We start from the raw sequence: 13,551 nt of genomic DNA on the forward strand, positions 1-13,551 counted from the left end.
AACAGGCGCCGGTGTCAGGCGCCGGCGCGGGCGGAGTCCGCGACGAGCAGTAGCGAGGCGTCCACGGTCTCCAGCGGCCGGGCGAACAGGTACCCCTGGGCGAGGTCGCAGCGGCCCTCGACCAGCAGCTGCCGCTGGGCCTCGGTCTCCACGCCCTCCGCGACGATCTCCAGCCCGAGCGTGCGGCCGAGGTCGATCATCCCGCGGACGATCGGCGGCATCACGCCGTCCTCACCGATCGTGCCGACGAACGAGCGGTCGATCTTCAGCACGTCCACGGTGAACTGGCGCAGGTGCGCCAGCGACGAGTAGCCGGTGCCGAAGTCGTCCAGCGCCAGCCGGAGGCCCAGCGCGCGCAGCGCGGCCAGGCACTCGCTGGCCCGCTCCGGGTCGGCCACCAGCGCCGTCTCGGTCACCTCGAGCACCAGTGCCGACGGCGGCAGCCCGCTGGCGGTCAGGGCCTCGGTGATGTGCTCGACCAGGTGCGGAGAGGTCAGCTGGACCGCCGACACGTTCACCGCCACCGTCAGGTCCCGGCCGTGCTCGGCGCGCCATCCCGCCGCGGTCGCGCAGGCCTCGCGCAGCACCCACGCGCCGATCGGCTCGATGAGCCCGGAGGCCTCGGCCACCGGCACGAACCGGTCCGGCGGCACGGGGCCCAGGGCCGCGGAGTTCCACCGCAGCAGCGCCTCGAACCCGGTGACCGAGCCGTCGGCGAGGTCGACCACCGGCTGGTAGACCAGCCGGAACTCCCCCTCCCCCAGGGCGCCGCGCAGCTGCTCCTCCAGCTCGCGGGCGGCGACCGCGGAGGCGCGCATCCCCGCGTCGAAGACCACCGACCGGCCACGGCCGGCCATCTTCGCCGCGTACATCGCGATGTCGGCGTCACCGACCAGCGAGTCACTGGTGGCCCCGGCGTGCCCCACGGCGATGCCCACGCTGCCCGAGACCGTGACGGTCTGCTGCTCCAGAGCGAACGGGACGGCCAGGGCGGCGAGCACCCGCTCCGCCGTCGCGACGGCCTCCTCGGGTTCCGATCCGGCCTGCTCCACCAGGACGGCGAACTCGTCACCGCCCAGCCGGGACACGGTGTCGTCGATGCGGACCACCGAGCGCAGCCGCCGGGCGACCTCGCGGAGCAGCGCGTCGCCGGCCGGGTGCCCGAGGGTGTCGTTGACCCCCTTGAAGCCGTCGAGGTCGATGAACACCACCGCCGGCTGCCCCGGGCCGCGGACCGCGCGCCGCAGCGCCTGCTCGACGCGGTCGGCGAACAGCGCGCGGTTGGCCAGGCCGGTGAGCGCGTCGTGGAAGGCCTGGTGGGCCAGCGCCTCCTCGGCCCGCTTCCGGTCGCTGATGTCGGTGAGGTGCACGATGACGCCGCCGACGTCCGGGTCGTCGGTCAGGTCGGCCGCCCGGATCCCGATCCAGACGTTCTCCCCGCCGCGCTCGCACAGCAGCTCGGCGTCGACGACCTCGCCGGCCGCCCGGATCGCCCGCTCGATGGTCACCTGGACCTCGCGCGGGTCCCCGCCGAAGGACCGGACCAGCTCGGTGGCCTGCAGCTCGCCGTCGCCGTCGACCCGCACCATGTCCGGGAGCGTGGCCCGGTCGCTGAGCAGACGCCCGTCGCGGCTCACCACGACCACCGCGTCCGAGCTGTGCGCCGCGAGCGCCGCGCTGTACCGCTGCTGCGAGACCAGCCGCGCCCGTGCCCGGGCCTCTCCGGCCACGAGCAGCGCCGTCCTCGCGAAGACCAGCGTCGTCAGCACGGCGGTGGCGACCAGCACCAGGCCGGCGGCCTCCTCCGCGCCGATCGCGTCGACGTAGGCCTCCATGACGGCCGGGACCAGCAGCGCGCTCAGGCACACCGCGAGCCGGCCCATCCCGCCGTGCGGCTCGCCGGCCGTCTCCGGCTCGCCGGTCCCGCGGTTCATCCCGCAGGCCAGCGCCATGAGGAGGGTGCCCAGCAGCCAGCCGGTGGCCAGCCACGCGCTCCCGCTGCGGAACTGCCCGTCCACGAGGTAGGCGACGTCGGCCAGCAGCCAGGCCCCGGCGCCCAGGGCGACCGTGACCGACGCCTCGAGGCGCCGCACCCCGGTGACCACCAGGCGGAAGACGAGGGCGATGATCGCGGCGTCGAGGGCGGGGTTCAGCGCCCACACCAGCCGGCTGCCCAGCGGCAGCGACGCATCGTGGACGACGTGGGCGATCGCGAACTGCCACAGCACCACGACCACCGTGACGAACACGACGGCGGCGTCGATGGAGCCGGCGATCCGTTGCTGCCGGCTCCGGCCGTGACGTGCCGACGCCCGCAGCAGCCCGAAGCCGAACGCGGCGTACCCGGCGAGGTTCACGACGTCGGACGGTGCGAGTCCGCTCGTCACCCCGAACTGGGCCTCCACCCACCACACGGCGTCGCCCAGGACCGACAGGGTGACGCCCAGCGCGACCGGCCACGCGATCCTGCGGGAGCTCGCCGGCTGCCGGCTGGTACCCCACCAGGCCACGGCCACCGCCGCGACGCCGACCGCGTAGTACAGGACGACGCCCGCGCCGGTGCCGAAGAGCGCGGCACGCACCGCCAGCACGGCCGCGACCAGCACGGCCACCACCATGTTGCGTGCGCTCACGCCGCCACCCACCTCCCGTTGGACACAACCGATCCCGGGAGGAATCGACACCGGAGCAACGGACCTGAGCGGGACCGGAACTCGACTCCCCCTCCCGGGTGACGCGGGGAGCTGGGCGGGTCGGGGCGGGCTACCGCAGGGTGGCGACGACGAGGTGCGGGCCGGGCTCAGCCAGGGCGTGCCGGAGCTGCTCGGCCAGCTCCTCGGCCGTCTCCGCGCGCGAGGCCGGGACGCCCATGCCCTGCGCGATCGAGACGAAGTCCAGCGCCGGCCCGGTGAGGTCGAGGAGCTTGCGCGCCCGCTCGCCGTCGCTGGCCGCACCCACGCGGGTCAGCTCGTGCTCGAGGATCGCGTACGAGCCGTTGTCGCAGATGATCGTGGTGATGTTCGCCTGCTCGCGGGCGTAGCTCCACAGCGCGGAGATCGTGTACATCGCGCTGCCGTCGGCCTGGATGCCGATCACCGGCCGGTCGGGGCAGGCCACGGCCGCACCCAGCGCCATGGGCAGCCCGTCGCCGATCGCACCGCCGGTGAGCGACAGCCAGTCGTGCCGCGGACCGGCGGAGGTCAGCTCGGTGAGGCCGGCACCCGAGGTGAGCGCCTCGTCGACGACGATCGCGCCCTCCGGCAGCAGGGCGCCGACCACCGCCGCCATCGCCCGGGGGTTCAGCGGGCCGCTGGGCAGCTCGGGGGTCTCGCGCTCCATCACCTGCGGCTCGGCTCCGGGCGCGGCCAGCTCGGCCAGTGCCTCCAGTGCCGCGACGCCGTTCTCCCCCGGCTGGCTCAGCACGTGCACCGTGCAGTCCTCCGGCACCGGGTGCCCGGGCATGCCGGGGTAGGCGAAGAAGTGCACCGGCGCGGTGGCACCGGCCAGGACGAGGTGCTTGGTGCCCTTCAGCGCGGCCATCGCCATCTCCGGCGGGTAGGGCAGCCGGTGCAGGTCGGGCAGCCCGGCGCCGCGGGCGGTGCGGGCGGGGAACGTCTCGGCCACCAGGCGGACGCCGGTGCCGGCGGCGACCCGCGCCGCGGCCAGCTGGCCCTCGGGCGACGCCAGGACGTCACCGCCGAGGAAGAGCACCGTCTCCTCCCCCGTCAGGACCGTGGCGATGCCCTCGATCAGCGACGGCGCGGCGTGCGGCCGGGGCCGGACGTGCAGCGGCTCGGCGGGCTCGGCGCCGTCCTCCCACGACACGTCGGCGGGGAGGATCAGCGTGGCGACGCCGGCCTTCTTCGCCATCGCGACGGCCTCCGCGGCGTCGCCGGCCACGTCGGCCGGGGACAGCGACCGGCGGACCCAGCCCGAGACCGTGCCGGCGACGGCGTCGATGTCGGACTCCAGGGGGGCGTCCAGGCGCTTGTGCGAGCGGGCGTGGTCGCCGACCACGTTGACCAGCGGCGCCCCGCCCCGGCGCGCGTTGTGCAGGTTGGCCAGCCCGTTGCCGAGGCCGGGACCCAGGTGCAGCAGCGTCGCGGCCGGCCGCCCGGCCATCCGCGCGTAGCCGTCGGCCGCGCCGGTGGCCACGCCCTCGAACAGGGTCAGCACACCCCGCATCTCGGGGACGTCGTCCAGCGCCGCCACGAAGTGCATCTCGGACGTGCCCGGGTTGGAGAAGCAGACGTCCACGCCCGCGTCGACCAAGGTCCTGATGAGAGCCTGCGCACCGTTCACGCCCCGACCCTGGCACGAGCCCGGGCGGGGAGCGACCTCAGGGGTCAGGAGCTCACGGCTCCGGCACCGGCGACCGAGCGACGGCGTCGACCAGGTGCCGGCGACGAGCACGGCGTCACCCGGACCTGTGGACAACCCCCGGAACGGGCGCGTGACCGGCTGCGGACTGTTACGGTCCGCTCCGTATCCGTCCTGTCCCGTCGGTGCCAGGACGCACCCGGGCCGTCCCGATTGGACTCACCATGGCGAACGTCAACGTCACCTACCAGCAGATGGAAGACGCAGCCGGCCGGCTCACGAACGGGCGCACGGAGATCGACGGCATGCTCGGTCAGCTCAAGAGCCTGGTCGACCAGCTGGTCGCTGAGGGCTACGTGACCGACAGCTCTAGCCGCAGCTTCCAGGCCTCATACGACGAGTTCACCACCGGCGCCCGGAACATGATCGCCGGCCTCGACGGCATGGCCTCCTACCTCAACCAGGCCGCCGCGACCTTCCGCGACGCCGACACGCAGCTGGCCAGCGCCCTCGGCCGCTGATCACCGTCCAGCACGACGGAGGCCGCCTCGCACCGCGAGGCGGCCTCGGTCGTTCCCGGGGCACATCAGCCGGAAGACCCGGCGGTCACTCCACCCGGACGACGAGGGCGGCGGCCATCCGGTCGGCCTGCTCCACGAGCGCATCACCGAGCGCCAGTGCGCGCCAGGATGTGGTGATCCTCAGCAGGGCATCGTCGACGCCGGGCAGCTCCAGCACGTAGGACACCCGCTCGACGACCGATCCGCCGTCGTCGCCCCCGCGGAGCTCGTGCTGCCGGACCGCCGGCCCGGCGACCAGGAGCCGGCGATCGACCTCGGGCGGGTCCAGGTGCTCCGGCTGTTGCACCGCCAGCGCCCGGGCGACGTCGTCGAGGTCGGGCAGGTCGCCGGCCGTGCCGAACACCAGCTCGACGTGGCAGTAGGCGACCACCGGCGTCAGGGCCTGCGGGAGGAAGACGAACGCCAGCTCCACCTGGGCCGCGTAGGCCTCGCGGGCGTGCGCGAGCACCGAGTCCGTCGTCGCCAGCACCGCCGTGTCCGCCGCCTCGGGGCCGGCGAGCGCACGCACCAGGTCTTCGGCCCAGGCCGCCGCCTCGGCCGCGTCCTCCGGCACCGCGTACCACCCCGGATCGGGCTCCAGCTCCAGCTCGAGTTCCGGGTCCTCGGCGCTCACGCGGGCGCTCCGGGCCGGTCCAGCACCAGGCGGCGCCACAGCAACCGCCCCCACTGGAGGCCGGCAGTGAGCACGAGCGTCACCACCAGCGCGATCGTGCCGACCGGGGGGTGGTCCACGAGGAACCCGTACAGCAGCAGGAACGCCGCGAAGGGGGCGGTCTGCCAGACGGCGGCCTGACCGGGTAGCCCGGGGGGCCACGTGAATGCGGAGACGGTCGCCGGCCCCGGGGGGGAATGGAGCCCCCGGGCCAGCTGCTCCTCCTCCTGCGGCCGCCGCGCGGGGGCAGCGCTCCGGTCCAGTAGCAGGCCGGCGTCGGCACAGGCCTGCTCGAGGGCGGTGTCCGCACCGTCGGCACCGAACCAGATCGGCCAGGGCAGGGTCGCCCGCGGCGTCCCGTCGGCGGTGCGCAGCTCCAGCTGGGCGCTCGGCGTGCCCGGTCGGACCACCGCGGCGGTGGTCACCCCACGGGGTCCGCCGCGCGGCAGCCTGCGCTCCCGGCCGAGCCCGTCGACCACGACGACGTCCTGGGCCTCCAGGCGCAGCTGCGCCGTCCGGCGGAACCGGCGCGTGGTGCTGCCGACCGGCCGCGGCCGCACCGTGACCGCGCCCGCTCCCGTATCCCGGCCGGTCAGCAGCGCGGACGCCCACAACCCGGCGGCGACGAGGGTGCTCAGCAGCAGCCCGAGCGCGGCGGCCGTCCAGAGCCCGACGGGCGGCTCGTCGTCGAAGATCGCCCAGATCAGCGCGACCGTCGCCACCACGACGGCTGCCGAACGCACCACGGTGTAGGCCACGGGCAGCCGCCGCCAGGCGCTGAGCGGGGGCGGCGAGGCGGTGACCGCGGCGGCGAGCTCCGACGCCGGTACCGGCCGCACCGGGATGCCCGCCTGCTCGATCAGGTCCGCGACCCCGGACCGCTCGAGCGCCTCCCGATGGCGGGTCAGCTCGTCGGCCTCGGGCACCCAGTCGGCCAGCTCGATCCGAGCCACCCGGGAGCCGTCGGGAGCCAGCAGGTCGACCGCGCCCAGGGAGTGCGGCGCGACGTCGGCGAACACCGGGCCGCCGAGGTGCGCGGCCGTCGCGACGTCGCCGTCGGCCCCCACCGAGAACTCGCGGAGCACCCGGCCGTCGCGCTCGAGTGCCAGCCGCTGCGGCTCGGCGACCAGGCGGACCGTCCGGACGACGTCGCGCTGAGGGATGCCCCGGGCGGCGGGGCGGGCCGGCTCCGGGGTCAGGGCCACGCGACCGGGCTCCGCGCGGGAGGAGGTCTCGGTCATCGGGGCTGGACGGTGGTGCGGTCCTCGAGGCCCTCGAGCAGACCGACCTGGTCCGCGCCGTCGGTGCCGATCGGCCCGAGAGTCGCCCCGGTGAGCGTGCCCATCTGCCACCGCAGCGAGTTCGTGTAGGCCTCGACCGCCGGGGTCGTGCGCGCGGCCTCGGACAGCTGCCCGAGCTTCGCGAGCTCCAGCCTGGCGGCGTCGTCCAGCATCGGGTTGCCCACGGCGCCGCGGACCAGCGTGGCGGTGTGCCCCCAGTTCATCGGGGCGGCGTACCGCGCGAGGTCGGCGATGCCCTCCCCCGTCTCGCGGAGGATCGTCACCGGGTTGAAGGCCGCGCGGAGGCCGGTCGGCAGCCGGGTCGCGGCGTGGGAGAGGCCGTCGGTGACCTGGTCGCGGGTCAGCCCCATCCCGGGCTGGGTCTTGGCCTGCGCGCGGGCCCGGATCGTCATCCGCCGCAGGGCCTTGCCGCCGACGCGGGCACTGCCGCGCGCCGCCACCATGCCGGCCACGAGCTCATCGGTCCGCGACGACTGCGCGGCGGCGCGGGCGCCCCGCGCACTCAGCTTGACGCCAGTGAGCGCCGCGCGGCCGATGCCGAGGGTGACCAGGGAGAAGGCGTTGAGCCCGACCTCCAGCCAGCTGCCCCTGCCCTGGAGGACGAGCACGAGCGAGCCGATGAGCGCGAGGGCGGAGGCTAGCGCGGCCAGGCCGGTCAGCACGGCGGCGGCGATCTGCCCGATGACCGGGATCCAGCCGACCAGCAGCGCGAGGACCCCGAGAGCCGCGGCGAGGTCGGACAGGAACTCGGTGATCTCCTTGAGGTTGCGGTCCAGCCACTCGACGGCCTCGCCCAGCGCGTTGCGCACCCCGGCGAACCGGCCGTCGTCCAGCCCGTCGCTGCCGGTGATCTCCTCGATGGCGCCGGCGGCCCGCGAGGCGGCGGAATCGCGGGCGGTCTCGGCCTCTCCCAGCATCCGCCGCGCACGGGAGAGGTCGGCCGCCGCGTTGTCGGCCTGCCGGTCGAGGTGCGAGGTGTCCGGCGGCGGCGTGTCCGGCGGGGCCGAGGCGTGCTGCCGGGCCTGCTCGCGCCGGGCACGGTCGGCCGCTCGGGACTGCCGCTCGGCCTCCTGGGCCAGGGCCAGGGCGCTGTCGGCGCGGTGCTGCGCCGAGCGCAGCTCACCGCTGTAGGTGCGCAGCGCGCGGCCGGCGACGTCGTAGCGGTCGACCGCCCTGTCCAGCTTCTCGGCGACCTCCCGCCCCTGGTGGCGCCACTCGTTCCCGGCGTCGCTGTCCCAGCTCTCGTCGCGCGCCAGCGCGCGCAGCCGGGCCGCCTGGTCGCGCAGCGCGGTGGCGGTGTCCTCGTAGCGGCGGCCGATCCGGTCGACCTCGTCCGGGTCGCCGGGGACCGGGTCGCTGCCGGCGAGGGGGCTCCAGTCGGTGGGCCGGCTCACGAACCGGACTCCTCGAGGGCGGCGGCCAGCTCGTCGTCGACCTGCCGGTAGGTGCGAGCGGCCTCGCGGGTCATCTCGGCGAGATAGGTCATGTCCTCGAGGAAGTCCTCGCGGCGCACCTTCCAGCCCTCGGCGAACTCCCCGATGCGGGACGCCAGACGGGGGTGGCCCACAGCGGCGCGAGCGTCGTCGGCGATGTCACCGGCCCGCTGGAACTCGCGGCCGAGGACGCCGAGCTGCCCTCCTGCCTCCTCGAGCAGAGCGAGGTCGACGCGGAGCGAGTCGGACATCTCATCCCTCCTGGAGCAGCGGTCGAGGAATCGTAACGGCGTCGTCGCTGTCCGGCGCCTCGCCGGCGGAGCCTGTGGACGACCACCGCAGGGTGGTGGCGACGGCGTCGAACACCTCCACCAGCGCGTCGGCGAGCGGCTCCATCGGCGTCCGGAACTGGAGCACCAGCGCCCGCGGGTGCTGCGGCACGGGCACGTGCAGGTCGAGGCAGGTGGTCGCCGGCTGGTCCTCCTGCTCGGACTCCTGCCGCCACCGCGCCCGGAGGGCCGGCCCCGCGGGGAGCAGCACGTCGGTGACCTGCGCGCCCTCGTCGCGGCGGCGGCGGGCCAGCGCCGCCAGCTCGGCCGGGGAGTCCAGCGGCACGCTGCTCACCAGCAGGGAGGCCGACAGCGGGACGCCGGCCAGCGTGCCCACGGACAGGAACAGCTGGAGCCCACCGGCACCGGCCGCGCGGGACGCCTGCCGCTCGAGCTCCGCCCGGGCCTCCGCCTTGAGGTGCGGCGCGTCGTCGATGCCCCGCCACTGGGAGTCGACCAGCGCGGCGATCTGCTGCCGCCACCGCCCGGACCCGAGGTCGACCGCCCACCAGCCGTCCGGGACGACCAGCTCGTACCGATCGGGCGAGGTCACGCCGGCACCGCCGGGGCGGAGGGCACGGCGACCGTGAGCAGCGCGCTGTCGCCCAGGTGCAGCAGCCCGCGACCGGGCTGCACCGGCTGGCCGACGGCGCTGCGCGGGATGCGGACGCCGATGAGGTCGCCGTCGGTGGAGCCCTGCGGCGAGAGCAGCACGCCCTGCCGCGACTTCCGGGCCTCCACCTGCCAGCCCGAGAGGCCGGTGCAGATGCTGTCGGCGTTGCCAGCGAGCACCAGGCTGCGGCCCGGCCCGGCCGCGCCCTTGAGCACGTCCCGGAAGAGTTCGGACGCCGGGCAGTCGCGCAGCACGTCGCCGTCGTCGAGCAGGACCACCAGCGGGCGGTCCGGGTCGGCGGTGAGCAGGGCCCGCCACTCGTCGGCCGGCGCGGAGGCGTCCGTGACGACGCCGAGCACACCGGGCCGCCCGGCCAGCTCCCGCAGCGGCGAGGGCTTCGGGGCGCCGACGACGACCGCGGTGCCCTGCCGCAGCAGCGACTCGGCCATGACCGCCAGCAGCGTGCTCTTTCCCGACCGCCCCGGCCCGGCCACGACGAACGCCGGGCCGCTGCGGGCGAGGTCGGGTCCGACGCCGGTGAGCTCGTCGCCGCCCACGCCCACGAGCGCGAACTGCGGTCCGGCGCCCGGGGGGCGCAGCTCCCACGCGTCCTCGAAGGCGATCCGCGCGGGCAGCACGTCGACCCGGAACGGGCGCGCGGACCGCGGCACGAGGGCGTCGCGGACGTGCGCGGCCTTGCCGATCTCGGTCAGCGCCGCCGCCTGCCCCTGACCGGAGGCGTCCTCCGCGAGCAGCGCGACCTGCGTCTCGACCGCGCCGTCGACGGTGATCGCGCGACCGGGCGGCAGGACGTCGGGCACCTGCTTGGCGCTCACCCCGATCAGCGGGTAGTCGCCGCGGTCGGCCAGGCGCAGGACGAGCTTGTTGTCGGTCAGCGAGGCCAGCCTCGAGGTGCCGAGGGACCGGTCGCCGGTGATGACCGCGGAGATGCCGACCGATGCGCCCTCGCGGACGATCGCCATGATCACGTCGGTCAGCCGGCCGCCGTCGACCTCGCCCAGCGTCGGGGTGAAGCCCTCCCAGCGGTCCAGCAGCAGGAGGACGTGCGGGAGGCGCCCGTCGGCCGGCACCGTGCGCCGCTGCTCGCTGATGTCGGCGAACCCGCCGTCGGCCAGGACCTGCTGCCGGCGTTCCAGCTCGCGGGCCAGCCGGTCGAGCAGCCGGACCGCGCGCTCGGTCTGCGTGCGGGTGACCACCGCGCCGCACTGCGGCAGGTCGGTGAGGGGCAGCAGCGCGCCGTTGCCGCAGTCCAGCCCGTAGAGGTGGACGTCGGCGGCCGAGCACCGGCTGCCGACGGCGCCGGCCAGCGTGCGCAGGACCTGCGAGCGCCCGCTCTTCGGCGAGCCGATCACCAGCAGGTGCCCGTCGGCGGCCGGGTCGAAGGTGGCGGGGCGCCGCTCCTGCAGCGCGGGCAGGTCCTGCAGCCCGAACGGCAGGCGGGCCGCCGACGCCGCACCGGCGGCGGGTGTCCCGACGTCGGCGATCAGCAGGCGCTCGGGCAGCGCCTCCAGCCACGGACTGCGCTGGGCCGGCACCGACTCGGTGCGGGCCGCCCCGCGGACCGCCTCCACCAGCACCGACAGGTCGGTGACCTCGACGTCGGATGCGGCCGCCAGGGACGCCGGCCGGGCGGGCGCGGCGTAGCCGATCTGGTGCCAGGACAGCGGCGCGACGAACGGCGGCGCGGCGGCCACCGGCCGCGCCCCGGGACGGCGTCCGCCGATGCGGCCGGCCTGGAAGGGCACCAGGCCGCCGGAACCGAGGCGGGCGTACCCGCGACCGGGCGCGGACTTGGGGATCCGGGCCGCGTCGGCGGCGTCGAGGACGTCGGTGCTGTCGGCGCCGTCGGTGACCCGCAGCGCGATGCGCAGGTTGGTGTTCGCGCGGATCTCCGGCGACACCACGCCGCTGGGCCGCTGGGTGGCCAGGATCAGGTGGATGCCCAGCGAGCGGCCGCGCTGGGCGATGTTGACCAGGCCGGGAACGAAGTCGGGCAGCTCGCGGGCCATCGAGGCGAACTCGTCGATGACGATGAGCAGCCGCGGCAGCGGCGGGCGGCCGGGCTCCCGGGCCTGCAGGTCGACGTAGTCGTCGATGTCCTTCACGCCCGCGCCGGCCAGCCAGTGCTCGCGGTACCGCAGCTCGGCACCCAGCGAGGTGAGCGCGCGCTCCACGAGGTGCGCGTCGAGGTCGGTGACCATGCCGACGGTGTGCGGCAGGTGCACGCAGTCCTTGAACGCGCTGCCGCCCTTGTAGTCGACCAGCACGAAGTTCAGGGCGTCGGGCCGGTTGGCCACCGCCAGCGAGGCGATCACCGTCTGCAGCAGCTCGGACTTGCCGGCACCGGTGGTGCCGGCGACCAGCCCGTGCGGGCCGTCGGTGCGCAGGTCCAGCGTGAACGGCCCGTTGAGCCCGGCGCCCACCACCATCTGCGTGGTGCGGCCCTCCAGCTGCCAGCGGGCACGGATGTCGTCGACGGTGGGCGGCTCCATCCCCAGCACGTCCAGCAGCCGCACGCTGTCGGGCAGCACCGCGTCGTCGTCCTCGTCGCTCACGTCGCGCAGCGGCGCCAGCGCGCGGGCCGCGGCCTCGGCGAGCTCGGTGGCGACCGGCTCGGCGAGCACGGCGGGCACCGGGTCGTGGCCGCTGCGGCGCACCAGCAGGGCGGAGTCGTCGTCGGCGTCGTACACCGCCGTCGCCCGCGCCGCCTCCGGCAGGAAGCGCTCCTCCTCGTCGGCGCACACGGCGTAGACGCCGACCTCCGGGCCGTCCTGGAGGACCTGCCCGAGACCCGGGGTGGCGCGCAGCGCGCGGAAGCCGTGCACCACGACGACGTGGGCCGGGAAGGACTCCGGGTGCACGCGGCCGCCTCCGGCCGCCGCCTGCTCGCGCCGCGCCTTGATCAGCGCAGTCAGCTCGGCGACCCGGGCGGCGACGGTGTCGGCGTCGTTGCCGACGAAGGCGACCGGGCCCTCGCCGTCGGCGGGCCGGGCGTGCGGCAGCCAGCGCAGCCAGTTCCACTCGGCGCTCGAGCGGGAGGCGAGCAGCGTGAGGGCGAGGTCGCGGGGCGGGTGGTGCACGGCCAGCTGCAGCACCACCCAGCGCAGCAGCCCGGCCAGCCGGTCGGCGGGCCCGGCCAGGCCGACGACGCCGGCCTCGCGCAGCGGGACGACGACGGGCACCGCGTGCACCGTGCGCTGCTCCGGCGGCTCGTCGGAGAGGCCGCGGCGGACCACGACCACCTCCGCGGGCAGGTCGGCCGCGCCCAGGCGCAGGTCGAGGGCGTCGGGGTCGGTGCGCCGTCGCTCCCACAACCGGCGGCGCGGCAGGACGGCGGTGAGCAGCACCTCGGCGGCGTCGGGGTGACCGGTGCGCCGGCGGGCGGTCTCCTCGGCGAGCGCGACGCGGATGCGCTCCTGGGCACGGGCCAGGTCGGCCTCGTACTCCTCGCGGGCCCGGCGGTCCTCGCGGGCGGTCTGCCGCCGGTCGGAGACGGTGTTGCTGATCATCATGACCGGGCTGGCGACGGCGAACATCAGGTACAGCGGCGAGCGCAGCACCACGGCCAGCACGATGCCGATGGCCAGCGGGGCCAGCACCATCACCAGCGGGAAGCGGCGCGGCTCGCGGGCCGTGGGCTCCTGCGGCAGCTGGACGCGCACCGCGCGGTCCGAGGGCAGCAGCCGCGGTGCGCGGACGAAGGCGCGGGTGCTCGGGCCGGCCGGTTCCACGGCGGCGTCCGACGGCGCGGCCGGCACGATGACCAGCTGGGTGTCGCCGAGCCGGAAGCTCTGGCCGGGCGCGACGGGCGTGGGCTCCTCGGGCACCGGCTCGCCCTCGAGCTGGGTGCCGTTGGCCGAGCCCAGGTCGGCGAGGGTGGCGCCCTCGGCGGTCACGGTCAGCAAGGCGTGCCGGCGCGACATCGACCGGTCGGCGAACCCGAAGGGGCTGCTGCGCCCCAGCTCGTGGGTGCCGATCGGCAGCTCGGCGACCAGGCCGGTGCCGGGCCCGCTGGTCACGTGCAGCTGCCAGCCGCGCGCTGGGGGCGGGGGCCGCTCCCCTGCCACCGCGGCGGCGGTGAGCCGGACGACGCTGCCCTCGACCAGGGGTGACTCGCCCACGGGGTGGTCGTCGTCCAGCCGCCGGCCGGCGAGGAACAGGCCCTCCGCGGGAACGCCGGCGGTCCGGCCCAGGGCCGCCGCGACGTCGCCGACCGGGGTGTCGTCGTCGGTGTCGAGGGCGACGTCGAGCAGGTCGCGGTCGGTCTGCCCGACGCTCAGCTGGATGCGCACGCGGGATCC

9 protein-coding genes are annotated in these 13,551 nt (G+C 76.0%); 1 reads left to right on the forward strand and 8 read right to left on the reverse strand.

Annotated features, from left to right (window positions below; translation table 11 throughout):
• Window positions 1–14 precede the first annotated feature (14 nt).
• Both DQ239_RS12110 and DQ239_RS12115 read right to left on the reverse strand, forming a co-directional pair.
• Window positions 15–2,633, reverse strand: a complete 2,619-nt coding sequence (locus DQ239_RS12110; protein WP_147252100.1) for a bifunctional diguanylate cyclase/phosphodiesterase — start codon at window positions 2,631–2,633, stop codon at window positions 15–17.
• 130 nt (window positions 2,634–2,763) lie between these two features.
• A complete protein-coding gene (locus tag DQ239_RS12115) occupies window positions 2,764–4,302 on the reverse strand; it encodes an acetolactate synthase large subunit (RefSeq protein ID WP_113834679.1) in 1,539 nt (512 codons plus the stop codon).
• A gap of 242 nt (window positions 4,303–4,544) precedes the next feature.
• Between DQ239_RS12115 and DQ239_RS12120 the strand changes: the two genes are divergently transcribed.
• The gene (locus DQ239_RS12120) at window positions 4,545–4,841 is read left to right on the forward strand and encodes a WXG100 family type VII secretion target (RefSeq protein ID WP_113834680.1); all 297 of its coding nucleotides are present in this window, start codon (window positions 4,545–4,547) and stop codon (window positions 4,839–4,841) included.
• A gap of 85 nt (window positions 4,842–4,926) precedes the next feature.
• Here the strand turns inward: DQ239_RS12120 and DQ239_RS12125 are convergent, their stop codons facing one another.
• Genes DQ239_RS12125 through DQ239_RS12150 form a run of 6 tightly spaced genes read right to left on the reverse strand, consistent with a single transcriptional unit; the run spans window position 4,927 to window position 13,542 of the window.
• A complete protein-coding gene (locus DQ239_RS12125) occupies window positions 4,927–5,514 on the reverse strand; it encodes a hypothetical protein (RefSeq protein ID WP_113834681.1) in 588 nt (195 codons plus the stop codon).
• Window positions 5,511–6,794: a hypothetical protein gene (locus tag DQ239_RS12130; protein ID WP_113834682.1), complete on the reverse strand. Its 1,284-nt coding sequence runs from the start codon at window positions 6,792–6,794 to the stop codon at window positions 5,511–5,513. Before DQ239_RS12130 ends, DQ239_RS12125 begins: the two co-directional genes overlap by 4 nt.
• On the reverse strand, window positions 6,791–8,248 hold the full coding sequence (locus tag DQ239_RS12135; protein ID WP_113834683.1) for a putative T7SS-secreted protein: 1,458 nt from the start codon (window positions 8,246–8,248) through the stop codon (window positions 6,791–6,793). Before DQ239_RS12135 ends, DQ239_RS12130 begins: the two co-directional genes overlap by 4 nt.
• Window positions 8,245–8,538 (reverse strand): hypothetical protein, encoded by a 294-nt coding sequence (locus DQ239_RS12140; protein WP_113834684.1) that lies wholly within the window; start codon window positions 8,536–8,538, stop codon window positions 8,245–8,247. The genes DQ239_RS12135 and DQ239_RS12140 overlap by 4 nt, the downstream gene beginning before the upstream one ends.
• A 1-nt stretch (window position 8,539) precedes the next feature.
• The gene (locus DQ239_RS12145) at window positions 8,540–9,169 is read right to left on the reverse strand and encodes a hypothetical protein (protein WP_113834685.1); all 630 of its coding nucleotides are present in this window, start codon (window positions 9,167–9,169) and stop codon (window positions 8,540–8,542) included.
• A complete protein-coding gene (locus DQ239_RS12150; protein WP_113834686.1) occupies window positions 9,166–13,542 on the reverse strand; it encodes an FtsK/SpoIIIE domain-containing protein in 4,377 nt (1,458 codons plus the stop codon). Before DQ239_RS12150 ends, DQ239_RS12145 begins: the two co-directional genes overlap by 4 nt.
• Window positions 13,543–13,551 lie beyond the last annotated feature (9 nt).

The organism is Blastococcus sp. TF02-09 (genome assembly GCF_003319105.1).
GTDB lineage: Bacteria > Actinomycetota > Actinomycetes > Mycobacteriales > Geodermatophilaceae > Blastococcus.